19 protein-coding genes are annotated in these 26,779 nt (G+C 45.5%); 12 read left to right on the forward strand and 7 right to left on the reverse strand.

Annotated elements, in window-relative coordinates; translation table 11 throughout:
* The first annotated feature begins 329 nt into the window (after window positions 1-329).
* Both U4956_RS09235 and U4956_RS09240 read left to right on the forward strand, forming a co-directional pair.
* On the forward strand, window positions 330-1,703 hold the full coding sequence (locus tag U4956_RS09235) for an IS4 family transposase (RefSeq protein WP_323088877.1): 1,374 nt from the start codon (window positions 330-332) through the stop codon (window positions 1,701-1,703).
* Between the two features lie 275 nt (window positions 1,704-1,978).
* On the forward strand, window positions 1,979-2,218 hold the full coding sequence (locus U4956_RS09240; RefSeq protein ID WP_323090342.1) for a hypothetical protein: 240 nt from the start codon (window positions 1,979-1,981) through the stop codon (window positions 2,216-2,218).
* Between the two features lie 317 nt (window positions 2,219-2,535).
* Here the strand turns inward: U4956_RS09240 and U4956_RS09245 are convergent, their stop codons facing one another.
* The 4 genes from U4956_RS09245 to U4956_RS09260 form a co-directional block, all read right to left on the reverse strand.
* Window positions 2,536-3,690: a hypothetical protein gene (locus tag U4956_RS09245; protein WP_323090344.1), complete on the reverse strand. Its 1,155-nt coding sequence runs from the start codon at window positions 3,688-3,690 to the stop codon at window positions 2,536-2,538.
* On the reverse strand, window positions 3,687-4,169 hold the full coding sequence (locus U4956_RS09250; RefSeq protein ID WP_323090345.1) for an RNA polymerase sigma factor: 483 nt from the start codon (window positions 4,167-4,169) through the stop codon (window positions 3,687-3,689). Before U4956_RS09250 ends, U4956_RS09245 begins: the two co-directional genes overlap by 4 nt.
* Window positions 4,170-4,297: 128 nt before the next feature.
* Entirely contained in the window at window positions 4,298-4,840 is a 543-nt protein-coding gene (locus U4956_RS09255) for a hypothetical protein (protein ID WP_323090347.1), read from the reverse strand.
* Between the two features lie 250 nt (window positions 4,841-5,090).
* Complete coding sequence (locus U4956_RS09260) at window positions 5,091-6,251, reverse strand: hypothetical protein (RefSeq protein WP_323090348.1); 1,161 nt, start codon at window positions 6,249-6,251, stop codon at window positions 5,091-5,093.
* A gap of 451 nt (window positions 6,252-6,702) precedes the next feature.
* Between U4956_RS09260 and iscB the strand changes: the two genes are divergently transcribed.
* Window positions 6,703-7,407, forward strand: coding sequence for an RNA-guided endonuclease IscB (gene iscB, locus U4956_RS09265; RefSeq protein WP_323090349.1), 705 nt, complete (start codon window positions 6,703-6,705; stop codon window positions 7,405-7,407).
* 45 nt (window positions 7,408-7,452) lie between these two features.
* Here the strand turns inward: iscB and U4956_RS09270 are convergent, their stop codons facing one another.
* On the reverse strand, window positions 7,453-8,268 hold the full coding sequence (locus U4956_RS09270) for a nitrilase-related carbon-nitrogen hydrolase (RefSeq protein WP_323090350.1): 816 nt from the start codon (window positions 8,266-8,268) through the stop codon (window positions 7,453-7,455).
* 204 nt (window positions 8,269-8,472) lie between these two features.
* Here U4956_RS09270 and U4956_RS09275 point away from each other — a divergent pair, with 204 nt between their 5' ends.
* Window positions 8,473-9,384, forward strand: a complete 912-nt coding sequence (locus U4956_RS09275) for a hypothetical protein (protein ID WP_323090351.1) — start codon at window positions 8,473-8,475, stop codon at window positions 9,382-9,384.
* Between the two features lie 260 nt (window positions 9,385-9,644).
* On the opposite strand, the gene U4956_RS09280 is transcribed toward U4956_RS09275, so the two are convergent.
* The gene (locus tag U4956_RS09280; protein WP_323090352.1) at window positions 9,645-10,295 is read right to left on the reverse strand and encodes a metallophosphoesterase family protein; all 651 of its coding nucleotides are present in this window, start codon (window positions 10,293-10,295) and stop codon (window positions 9,645-9,647) included.
* Between the two features lie 390 nt (window positions 10,296-10,685).
* On the opposite strand from U4956_RS09280, the gene malQ reads away from it, so the two are divergent.
* Window positions 10,686-12,179 carry a 4-alpha-glucanotransferase gene (gene malQ, locus U4956_RS09285; protein ID WP_323090353.1) on the forward strand — a complete coding sequence of 498 codons (1,494 nt, stop codon included), beginning with the start codon at window positions 10,686-10,688 and terminating at the stop codon, window positions 12,177-12,179.
* Window positions 12,180-12,727: 548 nt separating this feature from the next.
* On the opposite strand, the gene U4956_RS09290 is transcribed toward malQ, so the two are convergent.
* A complete protein-coding gene (locus tag U4956_RS09290) occupies window positions 12,728-13,849 on the reverse strand; it encodes a hypothetical protein (protein WP_323090354.1) in 1,122 nt (373 codons plus the stop codon).
* Window positions 13,850-14,143: 294 nt separating this feature from the next.
* Here U4956_RS09290 and U4956_RS09295 point away from each other — a divergent pair, with 294 nt between their 5' ends.
* The 7 genes from U4956_RS09295 to U4956_RS09325 all read left to right on the forward strand — a co-directional run bounded on the left by U4956_RS09295 (window position 14,144) and on the right by U4956_RS09325 (window position 26,777).
* On the forward strand, window positions 14,144-14,683 hold the full coding sequence (locus U4956_RS09295) for a DUF6106 family protein (protein WP_323090356.1): 540 nt from the start codon (window positions 14,144-14,146) through the stop codon (window positions 14,681-14,683).
* Between the two features lie 1,229 nt (window positions 14,684-15,912).
* Window positions 15,913-17,220 carry an extracellular solute-binding protein gene (locus U4956_RS09300; protein ID WP_323090357.1) on the forward strand — a complete coding sequence of 436 codons (1,308 nt, stop codon included), beginning with the start codon at window positions 15,913-15,915 and terminating at the stop codon, window positions 17,218-17,220.
* Window positions 17,221-17,551: 331 nt separating this feature from the next.
* Window positions 17,552-18,952: a carbohydrate ABC transporter permease gene (locus U4956_RS09305; RefSeq protein ID WP_323090358.1), complete on the forward strand. Its 1,401-nt coding sequence runs from the start codon at window positions 17,552-17,554 to the stop codon at window positions 18,950-18,952.
* A complete protein-coding gene (locus tag U4956_RS09310; protein ID WP_323090360.1) occupies window positions 18,952-19,830 on the forward strand; it encodes a sugar ABC transporter permease in 879 nt (292 codons plus the stop codon). The genes U4956_RS09305 and U4956_RS09310 overlap by 1 nt, the downstream gene beginning before the upstream one ends.
* A 547-nt stretch (window positions 19,831-20,377) precedes the next feature.
* The gene (locus U4956_RS09315) at window positions 20,378-23,455 is read left to right on the forward strand and encodes a glycoside hydrolase family 2 TIM barrel-domain containing protein (protein ID WP_323090361.1); all 3,078 of its coding nucleotides are present in this window, start codon (window positions 20,378-20,380) and stop codon (window positions 23,453-23,455) included.
* Between the two features lie 254 nt (window positions 23,456-23,709).
* On the forward strand, window positions 23,710-25,752 hold the full coding sequence (locus tag U4956_RS09320) for a beta-galactosidase (RefSeq protein WP_323090362.1): 2,043 nt from the start codon (window positions 23,710-23,712) through the stop codon (window positions 25,750-25,752).
* 725 nt (window positions 25,753-26,477) lie between these two features.
* The gene (locus tag U4956_RS09325) at window positions 26,478-26,777 is read left to right on the forward strand and encodes a type II toxin-antitoxin system RelE/ParE family toxin (RefSeq protein WP_323090363.1); all 300 of its coding nucleotides are present in this window, start codon (window positions 26,478-26,480) and stop codon (window positions 26,775-26,777) included.
* Window positions 26,778-26,779 lie beyond the last annotated feature (2 nt).

Raw genomic sequence — 26,779 nt, forward strand, 5'->3', positions numbered from 1 at the left:
CACAACGTTGCCCAAGAAAATGTTAAAGTATAAAATAAGAATAACCAAGGAATGAATTTGTTTTTTCGATTGGAAGATTGATTCTGATAGTGTCGGATCGTTTTGCTGCCTTCTTGGCAATTGAATCAACAAGGATTTTTGCTTTTTTTTATCAATGAGGCCCAATGTCATTTAGCTTAGTTTTTGATAGTTAGTATTGTCCACCATCCGTGCACAGATGGTGGATTTTATATTTTCTGGTTTAACGAAAATTAGCTTTGACAACAACTCTATAATTGTCTAATTTAATCCTTATCACGTTGAAAACATAACTTTATAAGGAGGAAAATATGGCAACTAAAGTTACTTCGCCGTCCGTGATTTATCAAAGATTCATGAAATTCCTTGAGGAATTTGCCCACAAACAGGAGAAGATTCTTGCTTCTCAAACAGGAGCTTTCTCACGAAGTCATTATCGATCATCAAAAATAAACTTGTTCCATTTCCTGAATACATCCATTATCGGGAATGGATCAACACTCTCCGATTTATCCATGAACTATTTCGGCATGGGCAGTGTAAGACCATCTGCTTCGGCACTTGTTCAGACAAAAGCCAAGACTCCAGTCAGCGTATTTTCAACACTGCACAAAGCCACATTGGCACTTTATTCCATGGATAAAAAATATAAAGAACACAGGGTAATCGCTTTTGACGGAACCAATGAACCTGTTGCGCCAAATGAAGATGAACCTGACTACATCATTTATACCAAGAACAAGGAAAACATTATCCGGGCCGGTATTCATGTTAACGCAGCCTATGACGTACTTAATGACAAATTTTTAGCCATCGTCACTCAAGACCAGAGGTCCAAAGACGAACGGGGCGCTGCTATGAAAATGGTCAAGGAGATTCATGAAGCTTATCCTGGCGAGACATTTCTCTTTGTCATGGACAGAGGGTATTTTTCTTATCCATTGTGTAAGCTTATTGAATCCTTAGGGCACAAATACCTCATACGTATGAAAGAACGAGAGTATAGCTGCCTGACTTATACACAGCTTGACCATACAGAAGACCAGCAGATCAGCCGCATTCTTACCCACCACCAAAGAAAAGAGGAAAAAGAAAACCCCCAGATGAAATACCTGGTCAAAAAATCAATGAGACAGATTGATCAAGAATCTGAATTTATTGATTTTGACTGCAGGGTGGTAGCTATCGAGATTGGCGACAACGTCTGGGAAGGACTGATTACCAATCTGGATGAAGCAGAATTTCCTCCGGAGGCTCTTGGATTTATTTACCACCTAAGGTGGCGAATCGAGCAGAGTTTCTCCTGGCTTAAATATGGAATAGGAATGAAACGTATCCACTCGATAAAAGCAGAATACATCATTCAGGAGATTTATTCATCCCTTATCTTCTACAATCTGGTTTCCGAGATCAAAAAGTGTGTTCTTGAATCATCTCAATCGGATAATAAAGAAGAGAAGCAGACAACTTATGAATACCAAATCAATACAACTAAGGCGATACGGGCTATCAGGAATACGTTTACTCCGAAATGGACGAAAAAACGAACAATCTGTCAAATTACAAAAGCGGAGTTTCAAGCTCTGACTGAGGAGCTGCTAAGAGAAAAACTGCCCGTTCGGCCGGAAAGGAGCTTCAAGCGAAATCTCCATCCCAATCGTTTGATATGGTTCACTTACCGATAAGTGCATTATATGCGCATCTTATTGATACAAACCACCCATACAATTCTTAAAAACGGCTCTTATCGAAGGGTTGTTTTTAGTGTACCTATTTTGATGAATACAGCCAAATCAATCAGTATATTTTGTGCTTGGTTGGTGCATATGGATATAATCAGCAGCAAATTCTATTCCTATCATCCACTTTGTCTTTGATTTTTATACAAAGTTTGAGGTCATATTTTTCTAGCTAAATGACATTGCAATGAGGCCTGAATATTTTGAAGGGAGAAAGTTGTATGCGTAAAAATCGGTTTTTGATCAATCTGACCCTGATTTGCATTGCCTGTATGGTGATGGTTGGAGCGATGGCTGCAATGCTGCTGGCAAAAATCAGCCAGACAAGTGGATTCCTGATCATTGTCATCAGTCTGGCCGTTTGCTGTTGTGGGCTGGCGTGGACAAACTATCGGTACAATGCCTATGGCAGACAGTTTGCATCGCGATATCCAGATGCTGGTCAAAAGAAGAAAATCTGAAATACCATAGAGCCAGATGTTTTTTTCAAGAGTCTGACAGGAATTGAAAATCAAGAAGGAAAAGCCGCTGAAGAAGATCGTCAAATGCTTTTACCATCGGAAAAATAATCAGTAGTAAGAAGCACTACCAGTATCAGCAAACAGAAGAAATAATAAGAAGCCAAAAATGGAAAGGCCTCGAGAGATGGAAGTTCATCTTTCGAGGCCTTTTGTATGCTGCCTGGATCAGCGCATTATCGTTAACTATCCTTTAGTTCAGAAAATGGAGCACAAGGCAATCCAGCTCTTCCATGTTTCCAGGTCAAAGAAGAATGGCTTTATTGCCCATATTCTGGGCGAACGGCTGAAACATCGAAGGCTTCATACATCCCCAGATTTGTCTGTAAGTAAATTCGATAGCAGGGAATCAGCCATTGCCCAGAGAGATCAGCTTTCCAGATCAGCCAGATGTGATCAGAAGAAGGAGATTCGTAACCGTCAGGGACTTCGAAGTCATCCAGGACTTCCTGCAAGGTCAGCAGCGGATATTCATAGGCAGATGATACGGTATCTAAAGGATAGAGAATGGATTGAATGCCCTGTGTATCTGCATAGACAATAATGGCTTCGATCTGGGAAGCAATGAGATTGTCAATTTCATCGGATTGGCGCTGATAGATCCGAAAGCGGAATTGGTGGTCGCTTTCAGTCTGACGGACAGGCTGCAATTCGATAACGGGATCTGAAAAAGGAAACAGGGCAGGGTAAGTTTTGATAATATTTTCCATGGCGAGCAGGGCTTGTTGGGAAGTGGTGGCTGCAAAAGGAATCGAACCATTCACAAACAACTGCCCATAATCAGCATTAATTAAATCCAGACGCCCATATTGAGTCTGAGCAAAGATGGAGGAATTTAACAAATAGGGTTCAGGATCAGCCTCAATCAGGGAAGCACAGATCTGGAGTTTTTCAAGTAAGGAATTCAGTTGGTCCTGGATAGTTTTGGTGTCGCTTTGATCAATCTGACGATCTGGGAGGGCTTGGGTATAACGAAAAACAGGTAAATGGGTCGGCCATTCCTGGTCAGCGTGCGGGTTGGTGGTCAGCGTGTAGAAGCCGACAACCCCTAAATTGGCCGCGCCGCTGGCATTGAGGGCCGTCTGCCCCAGAGAATCCAAAGGAAGCCGGGGAAGCGTGCGGGCTACAGACAGAGGCAGAAAGACAAAGCCCATGGTCAGAACCAGGACCAGTGCTGCTGGAGCTAAGAAAAGAAATAGGGATCGTTGGGGGCGAAGGGAAGCCTGAGTTAAGGAGTGGATCAGTCTTTGTTTCTGGTCATCGCTTAGATAGATTTGATCAAGTTGTTGGCGGTACTTCTGTTGGGATGAATCTTCAGAATGCATACAGACTTCCTTTCCAGATTGGTCACTGGTCTTGTTCTGTTGTGGGGTGGTAGTTTTCTGGCCTTCATGTTGGGCTTTGTCTTCATTCATGTCTCTGCCTCCAGAATGGTTTTCAGGTGGGTCCGCCCACGGGAGAGCAGGCTGTAGACTGTCCCTTCACGGCACTTCAGGATTTTAGCAATCTCTCTTGCGGGCAGGTTTTCATAATAGTGCAGGTAAATAGCTGAGGCTTCGCGGGCCGGAAGTTTTCGGATTTTGGCCAACAGATCCATCTGGGCGGAATCAAGGAGTGATGGATCTTGGAAAGCGGGCTCGACGGTGGGGTATTCCGAGCGCATTTTCTGCCACCAGTGCCGGTGATAATCCGTGCATAAGTTCAGCACGACCCGATAAAGCCAGGCTTTTAAATGTTCAGAGTTCTGAAAGGTGCGGTGGGTGTTCATCAGGCGCATGAAGGCTTCCTGGACTATGTCCTGCGCCTGGACTGGATCGCAGTGATGCATCGCCAGCCGGTACATGCCATCCGCAAATTGCCGCACAACATCTTCAATATTTTCTTTGTATGCCATACGGCGTTTCCTTTCTGTTCGATTTCTCTTGTCATTTTTTGCCGCAATACTGATCCAGCTGCGATATTTTTAAAGCAACCTGGCTGCACGCCAATTGGATCGATTTTTCTTCTGGATAAAGTTACAGTTTACAGCTGCTTGTAACTTTCGACCTGGAAGATGTAACCATCGTCTTCACTTTCAAGAAGTGTTCCGGTCAGGGCCGCTTTGCACGAACCAATTCCAACCTCTCCATTCAATCGCAGCCGGATGTTTTCTGTATCGCCTAACAGAAAAAGCATCGGGTGCCCCTGATCGTCCATGGGAGCATTCTGGGGCAGGTTGCCGATCACGATAAAACGGGATCCAACAAGGCTTTGTGCATTGTCTAAGACTGAAGCCACAGGATAGGAATGCAGCTCCTGATCACTTCGAGATGCATTTTGGATGGATGGATTCGAGAGAGTGGAACTGGAGTCAGTTGGAGAAGATGAATCAGCGACAGGAATCGGGTGAAGATTCTCATCGCCCTTGGCCGCTTGGCCAGAGGGTTCCTCTTGCTGGCTTTCTGATTGGGGAGTGGACTCTTCGGTTTCAAATGGTTCACTGGTGGTGTTTGGATTTTTCGTACAGCCACTCAGGATTACGGCTGAAAATAAAATGGCAGAGCTGATTCGCGAAATTTGCTTCATAATAAAACCTCCTTCACTTACAACACGATTGAGCAGGACAATTCCTTGCGTCAAAAAATATTTTCGCAAAAACGAAAGAATCACAGAAGAATCATAGAAGCCAGATAAAAGAGTAGATGGGCAGGCAAAAAGAAAACCCGGTCTGCGATCAAAAAGATCACAGACCGGGAAGACAGACAATAGATAGAATTTAAAGCTGAAGGCGAATTCAATGATTCTTGTATGGTGAATTCAGAGATTCTTGTATGGCCTAGTAAGCACCGTTAACAAGACTGGCCGTTCCGCTGGTTGCAGAGAAGCCTGGAACACCCTGGTTGGTAACATCAACGCCGTTCTTTTCAACTTTCAGGTTTCTGAACTCAACGCCCGCATTGCAGAAGTTATGAAGAATGTAGGCATTTGGAGTCGTCAGCTGAGTTTTGTACAGACCAACAAGCTGGTCGTTAACAAAGGCAGCCATATATCCTTTTGCATAGTAATGAACAGTCAGATGAACAAACTGGTTGTCGACGATTTTAGGGGCAATGGTATTGACAGAGTAGAATTGTTCACCGCTTGTTCCCGCATTTGCGGGGAAGTTGATGACAGTGACGTTGATTTCCCCCTGCTTGAACAGGGCATCATTTCCAGCCTGATAGTGCAGTTCGATTCCAATCTGCCCGGAGCCGCTGCCATTGCCAGCAATCACAAACTGTGTTTCGTAGTCAGATTTTCCCTGACCATTGATCGCAATGTCTCCAGAAAACGCAATGACTGGCGTTTCGTTGTCCAAATCTGTGTAATCGAACATTTTGTTAGAATACAGAGTTCTGTAGGATCCTGGATTATTCTGTTCAGCGCCGCCGGCACCGGTTACGTTTTCATCGACCTTAACTGTGCGGTTTCCTGGATTTCCTTCTTCGATACCGAGGTCAGCAACTTTCCAGGCGACACCTTCATTTTTCCAGCCAACACTAGCCAGATGGTTTTGTTCAGTCTGGCTTGTTGTGTAGTTATGGGTTCCGGATTTTGCGTTTGGATTGTAAGCAACATACAGATTCAGGTCCCCGCTGGAGTAGAAGACTGGACTTCCGCCATTGTCCCATTTCCATCCCAGTTTTACGAGATTGTCTGCTTCGTCTTTATTGACCGTATAGTAGTGATCGCCGCCATTGGCATTTGGATTGTACAGACGGTAAACAGGATCGCCAGTGTTGTACGCCTGCCATCCCGTTCCCTCATACAGCCAGCCGACGCTGATCAGATGTGTGCATTCGCTGCGGTCAGTTGTGTAAAAATGTTCGCCAGTATGCGCGTTATACAAGCGGTAAACCGCAGAAGAGTTTGCTGGAGTGCCTGGATTGAGAACAGGCACGACCCCACTCAGCAATGAGGCGGCTAAACTCATCGCTGCAAGTGTTTTGAAAGCCATTTAGAAATCCTCTCTTTTCTTTGGGTTCCACACATATTCACAAAGTGTGGTTAAGTATATTGATTATTGTTAATCTTAATCGTTAGAATGGCAATATCTTAATCGTTAGAATGGCAATACCTTATGAATATTGTCCGGTTGTCATACTTGATTCTCACTGACCCCATGGCAAGCCATGGGGGGTGAAATACACCCCTGTTGCTTGACAGGACAGCTTCGGCTGTTGTCTGTGAGTAGCCTTGGTGAATATTGTCTTCGGACGATACGAACTCCGTTGTTTATGTCATCACACCTTTAAGATATCGTTCTAGTCTTAAGCTCTGTGGCTCTGCTTTAAAAGCCTGTTCGGGGTAACAGGCGGTGAGCTTGAGCGTAAAAAGCATTTACAACATTGGCGAAGGACACCTTACATCCTTCAGGCTGGTTTATTTACCGAAAGGAGGCATCTGTAATGCCGGAAGCTTTGACCTATGTTCTGGACATTGATGGCAACCCATTGATGCCGACCAGACGATGCGGAAAGATCCGCAGACTCTTAAAAGCAAAGAAAGCTAAAGTAGTAAAGAGAACTCCTTTTACCATCCAGCTTTTATATGAACCTGATACTCATGTGGTTCAACAGATCACATTAGGCGTCGACGCAGGATCTAAACATATTGGATTGTCCGCATGTACAGACGCAAAAGAACTCTATGCAGAAGATGCAAAGTTGAGAACCGATGTATCTAACAAACTGACCGCAAGAAGAGAGGCGAGAAGAACAAGAAGAAACCGCAAGACAAGATATCGAAAGCCAAGGTTTAACCACCGGGTGCATTCAAAACACAAAGGATGGCTGGCGCCTTCTGTGGAGCAAAAGATTACATGCCATTTAAATGTTATCCGGAAAGTGACAAAGATCCTGCCGGTTTCAAAGATCGTGATTGAGACAGCCTCTTTTGATACACAGAAACTGAAAGCACAGCTTGCAGGGCAAAAACTTCCTGAAGGCAAAGATTACCAGAATGGCGAAATGAAAGACTGGCTCAACGTCAGAGACTATGTACTGTCCAGGGATGGATACACTTGCCAGTGCTGCAAAGGAAAATCCAAAGACAACAAACTGCAGGTCCATCATATTCATCAAAGAAAAGATGGAGGCAGCAACCGTCAATGAAACTTGGAGCAGACGCGTGCTTTGCTGCTTCTTGCCTGTTCCAGTTTAGTCTGTTTCAACCGTTTCTATCGTTAAATCCAGACGACGGATTTTCCATAATGGGGAGCGAAAGCGGATCTTCTCAACTTGCTGGGGGTCAATGTTAACAATCAGATTGCCTGGTTCACTTCCAAGTTCGGCCATGACCTGGCCATCTGGAGAAACAACCATGGAATGTCCATAGCTGGTATAGCTTCCATAGTCGGCTTGTGCGGGATTGACGGCACAGATAAAAACCTGGTTTTCCATGGCTCTCGTCTGAAAGAGTGGTTTCCAGTGTTTCTTTCCTACTTGTTCATTAAATCCGCAGACAGCCGCAATCAAAAAACAGTCTTTCGCAATCAGCCGATAGTTTTCACAAAAGCGGTTGTCATAACAGATCAGAACACCAAGATATCCCCAGGGCGTCTTGATTTTGCAAAGGGAATCTCCTGGGGTAAAGACATCCCTTTCCCGATACGTATGCTTTGAAGTATGCACTTCCAGTAAGTGCGTCTTGGAAGGGGTAGCGGCGATCTTTCCATTGGCGTCAATAATGGCGCATGCATTGTAAAGATGCCCATTCTTTTTGCAGGGAAGGGAGCCGGCCACAATCCAGACGCCAAGCTCTTTTGCGCGCTGGCAAAGGGCATCCATCATAAACGACCATTCATCCTGATGCTCCAGAATCTTCTCATTGATAAACGGCGTATTCCAAAGTTCAGGCAGAATGACCAGATTGGCCTGCCCTTCAACAACAGCGGATTCAATCTGAACCAGAATCTGGTTTAAGTTTTCTTCTTTCTGTTCGCCAACCAGCGGCTGAATCAATCCAACAATCATGTGCTGACCTTCTTTCTTTGCAGATCTTTTCTTCCAGTCTACTCATATTCACAGAATCTGAAAACAACCAGTCATCTTCAAAAAGGCGGACTCATCTTTGGAGATTTTAAGCTTCAGGCATCCTGATCAATTTCAAAAAAGCCACGCACTATACTAAAGAAAACTGGACCGGAAATATGAAAATGCGAATAATGGAGGGTATATATGTCAATTTTAAAATTAGCACCAGCCTCTGTGGTTGATGAACCCGATAAAAAAGCCATCTCGAAACTGATCAGCACGGATGAACCTCTTGCAGCTGCTTCTACGTATCTCTTCTCAGCCAATCCTGAATACGGAAGCGTTGTTGTCAGCGGAGACAAAGCCGGTATCTCCTTTAGCCAGTGGCTCATGGACTATGGGTATCATGCCTTAGGTACGGATTGCGATCAGTACGGAAAGCTGCCGCTGGAAATCCGCGGCCTGGGTGGAGAAGAAGGCAAACTGTTTTACAGTCTCAACAAAACCAAGCCAAGTCTGTGGGTAATCACTGAAGCCAAACCAGGGGCAGTTGTCTATCTCGGTGAGGGTGAAAAGACTGAATCAGCCCAATTCTTAGCTTCTCTGACGGACGGGTCGTTTACAAAAGGGATGGAAGATTACGAAGTTGTTCCCCAGATGACTGCTGAAGTGGATGCGGGAACGACCTATGTGGTCGATGACAGAGTCCGCATCCTGGAAGTCACCCCTACAGTCGATCTGCCTGCCGAACTTCATATGCATGTCTTTGATCACGAAGAAGAAATTGAACACTGCGATGATCCTGATCATGATCACGATCATGACCATGGCTATCATCAGGGCGATGGTGTCATTGATGGCAGTGCAAGTTTCTCAGCCGGCGAATCCAACAGCCTGTATGAAGCGGACTTCTATCTGGTGGATGGCTCCATGGAAATGAGTACTGATTCCAGAAGCTTCAAAGTTCTGGTCTTCATGTCGGGAACGGCTGTTGTCGATGATCACGAAGAAACGATTCATGCCGAAAAAGGAACGGTTATCTTTGCTCCAGCCAGCAGTAAACCTTTCCGCATCACTGGCAACTGCAACTTCATGATGGTCCACCTCAATGCTTAACTGATTTTGATCAGTAAGCTGCCTCAGTACCAGAAAAATGGAACTGCAATCCGCATGCGATGCATGTCATGAGTGCCAATATCAAATGTATTGAACAAAAAGCATTCCCACGCGGAGTGCTTTTTTTGCGGGCTTCCCTGCAGCAGAGTCTTTTCAGACTGAAACTGGCGGTAAAAAAGCGGATGAATCTCTCTTTTCAGAGCACAAGCATCTGAAAAAGGATTCTTCCGCTAATTTTTTACGTTAACGAAAGAAACACATTATTTTCTACGGCGCTTTTTTCTGGATTTGCGCTCGTCTTCATCGGGCAGTTCAACATCCACAATATAGCGTTCAAAGGCATTGACGACGGTTGTTTCTTTATAGGTGGAAATTCGGGGATAATCGCCATAGTTCATGTGGACATGACCATGGAAATAGTATTTTGGGCGATGTTTATCGAGAATAGCAGTAAAGGTTTCAAATCCTTTATGAGGCAGATCCGGGCCGTCATTGTGCCCGGCAGCAGGAGCGTGCGTTACGAGAATATCAATTCCGCGATGGCGGATAAAGGAATACCACAGGGAAAGATACCGGCGGTTCATTTCCGCTTCCTGGTATTGATAGGGACCCGGCTTATACCAGTACGATCCGCCCAGACCTAAAATCCGCAGGCCGCGCCACACATAAATGCGGCCATCGATATTCACGCAGCCATGAGGCGGCTTGTGAATATAGGAAGAATCATGATTGCCAGGAATATAGAGGACTTCACCGCGAAAGACATCCGCAATGAAGGTCAGATATTTAGCCGGCAGATCTCCGCAGGAGATGATCAGATCGATGCCTTCAAATGTTTTTTCATTATAGTATTCGTAATACGCTTTGACTGGTTCGTCAGCAAGAACCAGAATTCTGGCAGTCTTCGGCATCAGAAATCCTCCTCAATCGGATGGTTCAGTCTTTTCAACAAGACGGGTTCAAAATCAATATAAAAGTAATCATAACAATTCCTACCAATAGTCTACAAAGAATGGGAACGTTTCTGAGAAATCGTGACTGATCAGGTGAAAAGAAAGGGGATTGATCACGCTGAAAAATTTTTGACTAAAATAGAAGCCAGAACAATAAACCAGAAAGGAGAAGCTGCCAGAAGTCTGAACGATCCATGCACTTCCCAGAATTCCCATCAAAAAATGAGAATAAGACAGAAAGGCAAAAGATATCTAAGACTTAAGAACGGCAGCAGGACTGAATCCGAAAGCGGGCAGAAATCATACCGATTTTATAAAACCTCTGGATTGAGTCCCTTGTGACAGGAAATGGTAACTAAGGATTTACAACCCCGCCAGGCCGGAATTCTGATGCCGGTTTTTTCGATTCCCTCCCCTTATGGAATCGGTGATTTTTCTTCCAATACATATCGCCTTATCAAAGATTGCTCCCAGGCAGGACTGAGCATCTGGCAGATTCTACCACTGGGGCCGATTGAAACTGGCGAAGGCCCTTATAGAACGTATTCGTCGTTTGCGATTGATCCGATTTATATCTCGATCGAAGAACTTCAAAAAGACGGCTTGCTGGAAACGATCACCACCCTCGATTCCAATCCGGATGAAGTGGAATATGCAAAAGTGCGCGCATTTAAGGAGCCATATTTCAGACAGGCCTTTGAAGCGTTTCGAAGAAGTGAAAACGAAAAGCTGAAAAAAGACTGGAAATCATTTTTAAAACAGGCATATTGGTTAGATCGTTATGCCTTATTTATGGCGCTGAAAAAGAAAAACGGTATGAAGCCCTGGATGGAGTGGCCCATGGAAGAGCGCCAGAAAACAACCCCCGATGAAAGCCTGGAACAGGAAGTCGAGTATCAGAAATTCCTGCAGTGGCAGGCGTTTTGGCAATGGCGCAAGATCATTGATTTTGCCCACGCGCATGGCATTCATGTCATTGGGGATATTCCCATTTATGTCTCGGGCGATTCGGCTGATGTGTGGCAATATCCCGAGGCTTTTGAACTGGATGAACAGGGGAAGCCGCTGCAGTATTCTGGATGTGCTCCAGATGATCTGGGCGATGGTCAGTTCTGGGGAAACCCGATTTACAACTGGGATGCTTTGAAGAAGATGAATTATGACTACTGGATCAAACGACTGGGCTGGTCGGCTTGCTTAACCGATACCGTGCGCCTGGATCACTTTATCGGCTTTGACCGATATTGGGCAATACCGGCCGATAATCCAGTGCCAAAAGCCGGCCACTTCGAAGAGGGACCCGGGGAAGCATTGTTTGATGCCGTATTTAAAGCTGATCCTTCGCTGTCCTTTATCGTTGAAGACCTTGGTGTCCTGCGTTTGCAGGTGACTTTACTTAAAGATAAATACGGCATGCTTGGCATGCGGGTTTCGCAATATGCTTTTGGTCCTGCAGAAGAAAAAGCGGGGTATCGGCTGCCAGAAGCCTGCATCGTTTATCCAGGCACCCATGACAATGATCCCATCGAGGGCTGGTATGCCTCTTTGCCAAAGCACGAACGCAAACAGATCAATAAGATCTTCCGTCACTTAAAACTGAAAGGCCGCAGCATTTCTGACCGTATGGTGGACTATTGCCTGAAGACGGACTGCCGGATTGCAATTCTGCCGATGCAGGATCTGCTCAACTTCGATGAGACGACCCGCATTAACCGGCCGGGCACGCCTGGGGATGAAAATTGGAAGTGGCGGCTCAATGATTTTGCGCTGTTCGAAAGCCGGCTGGATTCGATCCGCCGTAAGCTCAAAAATACCAACCGTCTGGTCAGCAGAGTTCATTAAGTTGATCGGCCTGTCTGGATTCATCCAGGAAACAGGACAGACCAGACCGAAAACTCAGATCCAAAAATCAAACCAGAAATTCAGACCGGACCAGGCTGCAGGCAGGGAGGTCTGATCAGAAATCCTGCATAAAATATAGAAATCCTGAACAAAATATAAGGAAAACAGGAAGATCAGAATTGTCTGCTGGTTATGAACAGCCTCTAACTCTTTAAAAACTGCAGACCATTCACAAGGTCTGAAAAACTTGCTCAATCGAAGCGGCAGGCGATGTATACTCTCATCAATCCCCCAAGAAAAAGGCGGCCGCCAAAGCCGCCTTTTTCTTGGGGGATTGAAATCGAATTGAACCCAGGATCCAGGTCTGAATTGAGGCCTTTTGACCAACTGTTTCTGATACAGAAAAGAAACTGCATTGAACCAGTCTGCTGACCATAGAAACCATCAAACAGACTTTGGATAAAATAAAATTGTCTGCTGATGCCGAGAATTCAATCCTTTCATGAAATCATATTCTGAATAGACCAGTTTCTGTCCCTTAAACGATCTTAGTCTTCCAGCGGCAGATCGAGCGTGAAGGAAGAACCGGCCGTTAGGGTTTCGTTTTGAATCTTTTCAAACAGAGAATTGAGGAAGTCTATCGCCGCAGGCCCATCGACTTTTTTAAGGGTATCTGAACGGGAAGTGGAGGCAGTATATGTCTGGCCATCATAGACAAATGTGTCTTCCAGATCCAGGAGCGCTTTTTCAATTGCACCTTGGGCATTGAGATGGAAAGTCAGTTCGGCCCTGGTGGTCTGATACGTGTCTGCCATGTAATTGCCCGTTTCAAACAGGTCTTTGCGATCCTTTTGCCGGTCGAGTACCTGGTTATAGGTGTTCAGATTTTTGGCCTGAACGGTAAACAGATACCCATCTCCATCCGGTTTGATCTCGAAGGTATAGAAATCCGGATTTTTGTAGGGAGCAATGGGCAGGGCGTTGCCAAACATCGAAGAGAACAACTGTGTTTCGTTGGCAATCAGATTCTGACGAATCTGTTCGTCACTTAAGTTCGAAGTTTCTTCTTCTTTACCGGGAAGAATACTTTTGAGCGTCAGGGTCGGATTTGGAGTTGTGTACTGTCCGCTATCAAAGCTGGCAGAAAGAGCAGTTGTAGACTGGGCATCCATTTTGACAAAAGCGACGTAGGCATCCGAGATTCCACTGGGGGCATTGCGGGTGACTTCGTAGAGGGTGGTTCCCTCTAAGTAGCAGGAGAGAATCTTATCCGCGGTTTTGGTTTTCAAAATGAACTGACGTTGCGTATTTGTTTCAGGAACCTGGCTTGAGCGCAGCTGATCGATCTGGAAGCAATAGTCATAGGCAGCAGCAGTATGGCTGATCAGAGCATTAAAAGCGGCATTGACTTCTTTGGCAGAAGACTGGTCGGAAAGAGCGCCCAACTGCTCGAGAACACTGGCCTGATTTTCTTTCGAGGTGTTCACGGTGTCCGAAGAGGAAGCAGACGAAGATGAGGTGCTGATCTTTGCCTGAACAGAACTTGAAGGTGTTTTTTCTTCCGAGAAAACGGAATTGGTGGAGGAAGGGCTTGAAACCTGTCCATTTGGTGTGGTACAGCCGGCAAGGAAGAGAACAGCCCCGAAAAGAAGGGCAGAAAATTTACGCATGGAAAAATCCTTTCATTGAACTGGCGGCCATCTGAAAAAAGCTGGACTTTTCAAGTGTTCTGCTTAGAAAAGGCAAAAAACAGAAAGTAAACGCTCTTGCAAAGACAACAGTTCAGACTGGAGTTGAGCTTTCAGACTGACCAAATCGAAAAATTGACCGAAATTTGATTCGATTATTTGTTACAATAACACACACAATCAGACCAGGCGCCTAAAAATGTGCGGTCTGATCTGGATTGTTCTGTTTCAGACAATCCAGATTCAGCGGATCCTGGCAAAAAGAAAGGTCATTTTATGGAAGTCTATGCTGAATACAGCGTTCCGGCGATCCCCAAGTTTTCCCAGCTGATGCTTCGCAATCTGCTGATTTTAATGGGGATTCTGTTCTTTATCCTGTCTCCGACACTTTACTACACACTGGTTTTTTCGATTACCTGTTTTACGCTGGCTTACTATTACAATCATTCGCTGCGAATCGACTATGAGTACATCATCTGCAACGATGAATTTCATATTGACCGTATTGTCAATAAAAACAAACGCCGCAAAGCCTATCGTCTGAATCTGCAGTTTCTGGAAGTCTTTACGGATATGCAGTCCGTTGTCGATGAATATTCCCGTTCCAAACTGCGCGGACGGCGGGTCATCCGCAAAAACTTTCGCAACCCGAAATACAAACCCTATCTGCTCGTAGTGCACGATGCAGATCGAACCGAATGTGTCATCATCAACGGATCTGCTGAACTTGTCCAGGCCTTCCGCCAGCGCTATCCTCAGAAAAGCAAACTTTCTTTTGAAACCTTAACCGAACTGCGTACGGTTGAGGCCGGATAGAAGAAACCCTCTTCTAAAAAGAAGGGCGATCTGAAGCGAAGAAATCTGTTTTTTAAAATCTTATTCGATATCCAGTTCAGTCCAGTTTTGATCTGCTTTTTGGCAGATCAAAACTGGACTTTTTCAGGTCTGCTTTTTGATTCATTATCGATTTGGCTAGACTCGACTCACTCGACTCGTTCCTGTTCAGCAAAAAAATATCAGATTCGAGATGGAAAGCCTTTTTTGATTTGCAGGGCGCAAAGAGACAGAAGAGGCAAAAGGGGCTAAAGGGACTAAAGGAATAAAGACGGTTTCATACCCAAAAAATGTGTCTTTTCCATACTTTTTTGTGAAATTATCCGATGTGTGCATAAAGATAACTGTTTTGTTCTTTGATTTTGATTGGTCCTACCATTTGTGGACGATAAGTACTAAAAACGTGTTCGTTCAGGATGGCAGGAAAACCATTTCAATGAAATTTTGTTAGAAATTTCACATGGAGTGGATTACAATAGGCCACGGTTCACAGAAAAGTTGTGCTCAATGAGAAGCATCCGTTTGGCGGGCGGCTTCAAGTTCGATGAAATGTCGACAAAATATCAAAACCCGGCTGTTGCTCTTGGCAGGAGGTTGCATACCTGTCAAGCAGCTCGGCAGTCATCTGCGTTCTGGGTTTGGCAGCGATCAGAAAAAAGAGGCGGACTGTGAGTAGACGATCAGACGCATTGAGCACGCATTCCATTGGCTGACAATGGAGTGCTGAGTGTTGGGCAATTCCGAAAACGGGCAAAACAGGCAATTGGATAGGTAAACGATGCGCGAAATAAGATCTTATATTTGCATAAACGTTGCATGAGCTTCGAAAAATGCGTTCGAATGATCAAAAAACGGTCAAATATGGAATTGAACGGAAGGAAATGGGGATTTTTCTGGAATTTGCACAAAAAAATTAGGCGCTTTCTGCGAAATTGCGATATAAATTAACTATCTGAATTCTGAATCCGTTTTCATTCTTGAAAGGCATGAGAACTATTGCACAACATGGCCACGGGACAGACCGCTATCAGAAAGAGTTGTTCCAGACTCTCTGCTGTCTTTGGCAAATTAGATCGAAATGTTGTGCTTCTGTTTCGTAAACACGGCTCTGAAGCACCGAAAAGAATGAACGTCTTCAGAAAAAACTGAATCTTGCGCAGTGCGGGATTCAGACTCATTTCTGTAATTTTGACATAAGGAGGAAAATCAAAATGGAAATGAAAAAACTTAGCGCCGGCTTGATGGCTGGTCTGATGGCTCTGTCTATGGCAGGCTGCGGCGGCAGTGGTAATTCTTCTAGCGGAAGCACAGCTGGTTCGAGTGCAGCTGCTGGTTCCCAGGCCGCTGGCTCCGAAGAAGCAAAAACAGTCACCATGACCGTTTCCGGTCCAAGTGAAGACCAGACTTCTGAAGCAGATCCGAACAAAGGATGGCTGCAGGAACAGTGCGAAGCTTTCGCCGCTTTACATCCAAACTGGAACATTACATTTGAATACAAAGTCATTCCGGAGGGATCTGCTGGTGACGAACTCGCAAAAGACCCTGCTGCCGGTCCTGACGTATACCTGTATGCTTCTGACCAGATCGGCCGTCTGATTGAAAAGAATGCCATTTCCCGTTTCGGTGGTGCAAACCTCGATGTGATCAACGAAAGTACAGATCCTTCCCTGGTAAATACTGTTACGTATAATGACGGCGTTTATGGTGTTCCATTTACTTCCAACACTTGGTTCATGTACTACAATAACGAAACTTTCTCTGAAGAAGACGTTAAAAACCTGAACACTATGCTGGAAAAAGGCACGGTAACCTTCCCAATTGATAACTTCTGGTATTCCGCATCCTTCTTCTATGGTGCAGGATGCACAATGTTTGGCGAAAACGGAACGGATCTGTCGGCTGGTGTAGACTTCGACAACGAAAACGGCCTGAAAGCCCTGAACTACCTGATCGACCTGGTCAACAATCCTAACTTCGTCAACGATGGCGTTGGTACTGGTATTGGTTTAAGTAAAGTCCGTGATGGTTCTGCTGGTGACTTCTTCTCCGGTACTTGGGATTACGATGCAGTTGCAGGCGACTTAGGAGACAAACTGGGTATTGCCGGTGCTCCATCCTATGATCTGGATGGCACAGCAACTCCACTTCGTGCGTATCTGACTTCTAAAGCCATTGGTGTTAACCCAAATACTTCCGACCCAGAAGTTGCAAACGCATTAGCTCTGTACCTCGGTGGTAAAGATGCTCAGAAAGCCCATTGGGAACAGCGTTCTATCGTTCCTTGCAACCTTGAACTCTTAGAAGAACCTGATATTGCTTCTTCCGCCCTGGTTACTGCTCAAAACGATACCGTCAGCAACGCTGTACCACAGCCATCCTTCTCCGCTATGGCCAACATCTTCACATATGGTGAAAACTTCGGTAAATCTGTAGTTTCTGGCGAAGTTACAAAAGACAATGCTGCAAGCAAACTGACTGACTGGAACAAACAGATGAACGATGCAGCGAAAGCGGAATAATTCTTCTCTTTTAAAAAGTCTTGAAGCAGTCTGTTTCAATACAGACGAATCTGAATACGCGAAAACACGTATACGTGTTTTTTAAATCCTTACAGGATTTAAAAAACCTTGAACCGTCTGCCTGCCGGTCTTTGTGGCGAAGGTCTGGTCAGACTCTGAAAAAACGGTTTTGAAGAGTTGATTTGAAAAGATATGTGAAGACTCAAAAGGCTGAAACGGTTTGCAATTCTGAAAATATGATGCGCCGCCGGCTTATCGATCTGATGACCTGATGATCGGCTGGCGGCTGCATTCTTTATGATCAGGAATCAAGATTGGAAAGGTAAATCGAATGGCTAAAGAACACAAACGCGGCTTCTTTGCCAGAATGTTCAAAAAGAACACGGAGTTTATTTCTCCTTATACCGTGATGGATGCTGCCCGCCATGGAAACATGAAGACGAAAATCTCGTTCTTCATCATGGGCTTTGGAAACATGGCGTATCATCAATGGATTAAAGGCCTCCTGTTCCTTCTGGTTGAAATCGCATTTATTGCTTTCATGGTTCTTTTCGGCGGTCACTGTCTGGCTATGCTCCCAGGACTGGGTGATGTGGCACAAGGTGAAGTCTGGAATGAAGCCAAAGGTATTTATGAATATACAGCCGGTGATGATTCACTGCTGATTTTGTTATATGGGATCGCAACGATTTTCATTATCGTTGGTTTCTGGATTATCTGGTGCGGCACCGTTAAATCGGCCTACAAAGCCCAGATAATGTATGAAGGCGGAAAGAAACTTCCGACTTTCAAAGAAGATATTGCCGATCTTTTCGACAAGAAGATGCACTACACGCTGCTGACTCTGCCCGTGATCGGAATTATCATCTTTACGGTTTTACCACTGGTCTTCATGATCAGCATGGCGTTCACCAACTACTCCGTTATCGGTAACCACCTGGTTCTGTTTGACTGGGTTGGCTTCAGAAACTTTGGGGAGGTTCTGAACTTTGGCAGTGAGATCGGTTCTCAGTTCTGGGCGGTACTGGCCTGGACACTGACCTGGGCAGTCTGTGCAACGTTCTCGAACTATATCCTCGGTATGATTCTGGCTTTGATCATCAACCGCAAAGATACCAAGGGAAAAACATTCTGGCGTTTCTGCTTTATCTTATCGATTGCCGTTCCTCAGTTCGTATCGCTGCTGATCATGCGTCAGATGCTCAATGAACAGGGTGCTATCAATACGCTGTTATTGAACTGGGGCTGGATCAGTTCGCCGCTGCCATTCTGGACGAATGCAGCCTGGGCCCGGGTGACGGTTATCGTCATCAACTGCTGGCTGGGTATTCCATACACCATCCTGCAGGTAACCGGTATTCTGGAAAGCATTCCTGGCGATCTGTATGAAGCGGCTAAGATTGATGGAGCCAACGCGGTTACGACCTTCTTCAAAATTACGCTGCCGTACATGCTATTCGTAACCACTCCTTATCTGATTACACAGTTCACCGGTAACGTAAATAACTTCAACGTTATTTATCTGTTATCGAGAGGTGACCCGACTCAGGTTGGTCATACTGCCGGTGATACCGACTTGCTGGTAACCTGGCTGTACAAACTGACCATCGACCGCAACTTGTACAACACGGGTGCGGTAATCGGTATCTTCACCTTTATTGTCCTGGCAATTGTTTCTCTGGTGACCTACCGCACCAGTGGATCCTATAAGAACGAGGAGGGCTTCATGTAATGGCAAATAAAGTGATTAACCCGGAATCGTATGCTCTTAAACGAAAAATTGTCAACATCCTGGTTTACATTCTGCTGACGGTTCTCGCCGTGATCTGGGTCATGCCGCTGGTGTGGATCGCCCTGCAGTCGTTCCGTGCAGGACGTGGTGCCTATGTCGCATCCCTGTTTCCTTCGAGCTATACCATTGACAACTATGTGGCGCTGTTCCGGGATACAAACAACCTGAACTTCCCACGTGCATTCATGAACACCTTTATCGTTGCGGTGTTCAGCTGCATTATCTCGGTGTTCTTTACGCTGTCGGTCTCTTTTTGCTTCTCCCGTCTGCGCTTCAAATGGAGAACCCGTTATATGAACCTGTTCATGATTCTGGGGCTGTTTCCTGGATTCATGGCCATGCTGGCAACCTACTTCATTTTGAAGGCATTAGGTCTGACGCAGGGAGATCTGATTAAAGTCGCACTGGTTCTGGTGTACTCCGCCTCAACGGGTATGGGCTTTACAATCTCCAAAGGTTTCTTCGATACCATTCCAAAGGCATTGGATGAAGCTGCGTATGTGGATGGTGCCACCAGATGGCAGGTGTTCACAAAGATCACTATCCCATTATCAAAACCGATTCTGGTCTATACCGCATTACAGGCATTCATGGCTCCATGGATAGACTTCGTTTTCGCAAAGGTTATCTGCGGCGCCAATCAGGATCAGTACACTGTTGCTTTAACGATGTGGAACATGTTAGAGCGTGAATATATCGATACCTGGTTTGTCCGTTTCGCGGCTGCCGCCGTTCTGGTTTCGATCCCAATTTCCATCATGTTTATCAAGATGCAGGGATTCTATACGAACGGTATGGGTGGTGCCGTCAAAGGTTAAACTCAGCTTTATGGACTCTTCAAAGATCGAATGGCGCTTTGCTGTTCGATCTTTTTTTGATTTGTTTAAAATCGGCCCCTGCAGTTTCGATCTGGCTTTACAGGCAGCCAACATTGAAAAACCAGGAAAAGAGAAGCGAAGTAAACATGAGTAAAAATTATTTTTTTATTCGAACCCTGTATCTTGAATTCCAATGGATGGAGAACAGTATTTCAAAAGCGAATCTGGCCTTCCCAAGGAAAGTTTCAGAAAAGAAAAAGGTAAACACAGAAAATGGTTTCGAAGATCACCGCCTTCAGACTATGTTTAAAATCCTTTAAAAATAAAGCGGATATACCTATTCTTTCAATAGACGAAAAGCGATCTGAAAAATTGGCTGAGGGGCAGATTATGGGAAATTATCGAGTTGCTGAAAATCGCTTGTATTTTCTTGGGGCGGGTGTAAATTAATCGAGAATTTACTAAAACTCGAACTAAAATTCTGGTAAAATTTAGTTGTCTAAACATGCTCCTGACGAGAGAAAACTTAGAAAGCAGAGGAAACATTATGAAAGCTGATCACGCAAATCTGGAGTGGCTCAGGGATCCCGAAGTCTATACGGTCAACCGTCTCGATGCCCGCAGTGACCACCGGTACTATCCGGATGCAGAAAGTGCTTTACAGCCAGCAGAAATGATCTGGCGCCAGTCTTTGAACGGCGACTGGAAATTCAGATTTTCCAAGGATAAGGACAGCCGTCCAGCTGACTTTTATGCCAAAGACTATGATGCCAGCGACTGGGAAACGGTTCCTGTTCCTGGCCATGTTCAGTTCTATGGTTACGACCAGATTAACTATGCCAACAAACAGTACCAGTGGGATGGTGTAGATGCCATTCTGCCCCCTGAACTGCCAACTTATAATCCAGCTTTCTCCTACATCAAAACCTTTGAAGTGGACCCGGCTTTAAAAGGCATGCGCAAAGAGCTGGTTTTCAATGGGGTGGAAACTGCTTATTATGTCTGGCTCAATGGCGTATTTGTGGGCTATGACGAAGACAGCTTTACCCCTTCAAGATTTGATGTCACTGACCTGATCAATGAAGACGGTGAAAACGTCCTGGCGGTTGAAGTCTGGAAAGCATCGACCGCAAGCTGGATTCATGACCAGGATATGTTCCGCTTCAACGGAATCTTCCGTGATGTTGAACTGTTCGGTATCCCGGCCTTACATATCAATGACCTGGAAATTCGTACCGAGCTTTCGGATGAATTGACCAAAGCCAGAGTGGACTTTACCCTCAAGCTCAACGAGGCCAAAGCCCATGAAATCCGCCTGCAGATTCTGGATGCAGATGGCCAGGAAGTCGTTGCCGCCAACGCGTGCCAGCGGGCCCAGAATCAGGACCAGTTTTGCGTGAACATGGACAATATCCATCTGTGGAGCGCAGAAGACCCTTATCTGTACCAGGTTGTTCTTTCACTCTACAACGAAAACGGCGAACTGGTTGAAGTGGTTCCTTATAAACTCGGTCTGCGTGACTTCCGGATGGTGGATGGCGTCATGATGCTCAATGGCAAGCGGATTGTTTTTCGCGGCATTAACCGCCACGAATTCAAACACGACAGCGGCCATGTTCTTGATGAAGAAACCATGGTATGGGATATCAAATTCATGAAATCGCACAACCTCAACGCAGTGCGCACCAGCCATTATCCAAACCAGACCAGATGGTATGAACTTTGCGATGAGTATGGTCTGTATGTCATTGACGAAGGCAACCTTGAAGCCCATGGCATGTGGGAAATCATCAAGAAGATTCCTTACGACAAAATGGTTCCAGGTGACAATCCAAAATGGACGGGAACCCTGATCGATCGTGTCACCAGCATGGCTGAACGCGATAAAAACCATCCATCCATTCTGATCTGGTCACCAGGTAACGAATCCTGGACCGGAACCAACCTGAATGCGATGACCAAATATCTGATGGACCGCAACGATGGCCGTCTGGTGCAGTATGAAGGCTGCTACTGGAATGAAGACAAGCAGTGGGAAGTCGAAACCCAGATTGAAACCCGCATGTACCCGCCAGCTGCCGTTGTGGAAGACTACCTGAAATCAAATCCGGCCAAACCCTATATCAACCTGGAGTACTCCCATGGTATGGGCAACTCCTTAGGCGGCCTTTGCAAGTACATCGAACTGGAAGAAAAATATGACCAGTATCAAGGTGGATTCCTTTGGGATTATGCCGACCAGGCAATTGAACACATCGACCAGTGCGGCAAGAAAGCTTTAGGCTATGGCGGTGATTTCCGTGATCGCCATGCGGACTACAACTTCTCGGGCAACGGTGTTCTGTTTGCGGACCGCAAACTCTCTCCAAAAGTGCAGGAGATGAAATACCAGTATCAGGATGTCAAACTGTATCCAAACGAAAATGGCGTCAAGATTTTCAATAAGGCCCTGTTTACCAATACGAATACGTATGATCTCCAGTACACCCTGAGCAAGGAAGGCGAGATTCTTGAACAGGGCATCCTGAGTGCTGATGTCAAGCCAGGCGAAACCTGTCAGATTGATTTTGACTGGAACCTCGATAAATACCGCAATGGTGAAAAATATGATGATGAGCTGGTACAGACGGTTTCGCTTTTACTCAAGGAAGATCGCAAATATGCACCAAAAGGCCATGAAATCGCCTTTGGTCAGAACGTTCTGGGCGCCTACAAGAATCCGGCAATCGCCAATGGCGAAATCAAAATGGTTTTGGGCGACAAGGATACCGGCTTTTATGGCGATGGCTTTGAAATGAAATTTGAACAGGGACTTGGCATGACATCACTTCGGGTGGATGGTCATGAATATCTGGCTTCCAGCGGCAAACCAGCCTTCTTCCGTGCTCCAACGGACAACGAAGCGGGTTACCAGCATGACTATCAGACCTCCATCTGGGCATCCGGCACAATGTTTGAAAAAGTAGACTCCATGAATGCTTATCTGTCCGAGGATAAGAAAACGGGGACCGTGGACTATGTCTATAACGTACCAGGCCTTTCTAAAACCAATGAGCCAGTTCAGGTGAAAGTGACCTACACCATTTCTTATCCTGGTATCGTCAAAATCGATGCCGACTGGAAAGGTCAGGAGGGTTTGCCGGAAATGCCGATGTTTGGAATGGATTTCCGATTCTACAATGATCTGACCCATTTCAATTACTATGGCAAGGGACCAGATGAAAACTACATCGACCGTAAGGATGGGGCAAAACTGGCCGTCCACTCTTCTACGGTCGCCCAGAATATGACGCCATACCTGCTGCCCCAGGAATGCGGCAACCGGACGGATGTTCGCTGGATCGAACTGCTCGATAATGAAGAAAAGGGTCTGCGCTTTACCATGACCGATGCCCCATTCCAGGCCAGCATTCTGCCCTACGATCCATTTATGATCAGTGCTGCCCTCCACCAGGAAGAATTGCCAGATTCTTATTACACCTTCGCTTCCATCCGTGGCTTTAACATGGGAGTTGGCGGGGATGACTCGTGGGGATTGCCAGTTTTGCCAGAGTATTGTCTGCCATCCAATGTGGATCGCCATTTCTCCTTTACCATCACGCCGGTACGGGATGAAAAAGAATAGAGAAAGAACCAGCACTTCATAGGCTGGATAGTGGGGCAGTGGATGACTGATTACGGTGATCAAAACAGTACAATAAAAGAACTCCAAAGATGCCTCTAAGACTGAATCAGTGCCCAACTCAGGAAACGGAATGAAGATTTAAGCATAAAAAACATGTTTTATAAGCGGCTGGGACTGCTTTAAGGCATTTTTTCCCGCCGCCAAAAAGAGGCGTGTGCCTCTTTTTTAGTGGACTTAGAATTGGAGGGACCATCATGTCTCATTTTATTTATGAAGATGAGATCCTGTACGGATCTGCTTACTACTACGAATATCTGCCCATTCGTGATCGCCAGAAGCGTCTGGAAGCCATGCAGAGAGATTTTGATCTGATGAAAAAAGCTGGACTGAATACCATCCGGATTGCGGAAAGTACCTGGAGCACGTGGGAACCAGAAGAAGGAAAGTTTGATTTCTCAGATCTTGTCGATATGCTCGAACTGAGCAAGAAAAATGGTCTGCATGTGATTATCGGCACCCCATCCTATGCTATCCCAGCATGGCTGTATAAAAAACACCCGGAAATCATGGGAGTTGGTGCGGATGGCCGCCCTGCTTTATATGGCCATCGTCAGTCTTTCTATTTAGGCAGCAAACCTTATCAGGAAGCTGTCCGTAAAGTGGACGAAGAGATGATGAAGATCGTCAAAGACTACGATCATGTCATCGGTTTCCAGATCGATAACGAAACGCACCATCAGAATGTGTTCAATCCTGAACTGCAGGAAGCGTTCGTTGAATCTTTGAAAGAACGCTATGGGGATGATCTGGATGCGTTCAATCGTGATTTTGGTCTGCACTACTGGAGTAATGCCATCGCTTCATGGGACGATTTTCCAGCTCTGAATGGGTCGATCAATGCGCAGCTGCTCAATGAATTCGAAAAATTCCGCCGCAAAATGGTTGAAGATTTCTGGGCCATGCAGATTGAAGCCGTGGATCAATATCGCCGCCCAGATCAGTTTGTCACCCAGAACTTTGACTTTGGCTGGACCAACCATTCCTATGGCATCCACCCGGAAATCAACCAGTTCTCGGCGCAGAAACTTTTTGATGTCATGGGCGGAGATATCTATCATCCGTCTCGTGAAGATTTGACAGGAAAGGAAATTTCCTTCGATGGTCATCAGATGTATGCCTACAAGAAAAAACCATACCTGATTCTGGAAACCCAGGCTATGGCTGGAAATGGTTCGACTCCTCTTCCAGGCCAGCTCGAACTCAACGCCATTGCCCACATCGCCAATGGTTCTCGTATGGTTGCGTACTGGCCATTTGCGGCAATCCACCACTCCAAAGAAGCCATGCTCGATGGACTGGTAGGCCATGATCGTAAGTGGACCCGCATTCTGGATGAAGCCACACGAATTTCCAAAGACTTTAAGAAACTCCAGCCTGTGATTGCTGGAACCTATAAGAAAGCCAAAGTCGCTTTACTCATGAACAAAGAATCCCAGTACATGATCAGCCAGTATGACTGGATGGAACAGAGCCGCACCTACAATGCATACAACGATATGATGCGCTGGATGGCTGACGTGCTGTACGAAATGAATATTCCTTACACACTGATCGATCCGGAATATGAAACAGTTGAAGACCTGTCCCAATACGATCTGCTGATTGCTTCGGCTTTCATCTCTACAACCGATGCCATCCAAAATAAATTGCGTGCTTACGTCGAACAGGGCGGCCACTTACTGGCTACCTTCAAAAGCTTCCAGGCCAACGAACGTATCGAACTGTACATGGAAGCCCGTCCTTATAAGATGACTGATGTCTTTGGTCTGGAAACGTCCATTGGCTGTCGTCCAACCCAGAAGGAAATTGAACGGGAAGGCCTGGATCCCCGGGCATTTGTGGAAGAAATCAATCCAACTACAGCCGTGACCGATATGGTTTTCGAAAAAGGGGATACCGAACCTGTTCTCTATCGCAATCAATATGGAAAAGGTACAGCATGGTATTTAGCCGCCATGATTACTTCTGCCAAGCTCAAAGATGTCATGCGTCAGATCCTGATGGAATCTGGTATCCAGCTGGCGAAAGTGGAATATCCAATCGTTGTTGAAAGACTTTACCATGACGATGGTCATGAAGTTGTGTTTGTGATGAACTTCTCTGATCAGAAGCATTATTTCAACGTACCAGAAAATGCCAAACAGATCGTAGTTGCAACCGGTGAAGATGAATTACCATCTTTGGAAAAGACTGTGTGTCTTCATCCATGGCAGGCTCTGGTTTTTGAACTGGCCTAAATTTTTGGCCTGTCGCCTGCAGAACAGACTGAATGGATCCCCATTTTGTCTTTGCGTTTCATTTCTGAATCTGTAAACAATATTTGCCCCGAATCCAGACTGGATTTCCAGTCAGGGTCCGGGGCTTTTTTCGGAAGATACAGGATAAGTAAAGGATAAATAAGATTAGATTGGGTAAGGCAGGCCAGAGAAATGAGGGAAGAAAGAAATTGGATGAAAGAAAGCAGTTGATCAGTTATCAAACAGGAGCAATCGCAGGCGAGTCCTGTTTGGGCTGCTCTGTTCTTGGTTCGAAAAAAGGGCTGTGGTGGTGGAGGAGAAAGTTAGCCTGACGGGCAGTTCTTTTGATGCAAACATTTCGTCTGAAGAAACGAAAATTTCGAAAAAACACATTCATTGTATCTGTTTTACGTATATAGAGATGAAAGGGCGGGAGAACCACAGCCGTTGAATTGGCTTCGGATGGTTTGTTCCTGCCACCACGTGGGCGCCCATTGGTCCAGAGAAAAAGGACAAATTGGCAGACAAGGCAGAGATCTATGGCAAGGAATCATCGATTATCCCAAGGCTTGCAGATAAGCCGGGTAAGACGTATTGATGATTGCTTTTAGACATCTGCCGCAACCTATAAATTTACCTGAAAGGTAAATTTCGTATTTGACGAAAAAGAAACTAGCAGTTAAGATAAATTTACCTAACAGGTAAATTTCGGTTAGGAGAACAGCATGGAAATCATCTACAAGAATCGAAAAATTCAAAAGATTTGCACAGACTGGAGTCTGGCCAGCAAAACTTATGGGAATGAAATGGCAGATAAAATCCACCATCGCATTTACGAAATTCAGTCTGCCGCGAGTGTGGAGATGATGGTGACTTCTAAAATCGGAAGATGTCATCCACTTTCGCAGAATAGGAGAGGACAATATGCGGTGGATCTGGTTTGTCAATACCGACTGGTATTTGAAGTGAAAGAAAAAAGGATTCAAGTCGCAAATATACTGGAAGTAGTTGATTACCATGGATAGTC

Source organism: Allobaculum sp. JKK-2023, assembly GCF_034745455.1.
Classification (GTDB): domain Bacteria; phylum Bacillota_I; class Bacilli_A; order Erysipelotrichales; family Erysipelotrichaceae; genus Allobaculum.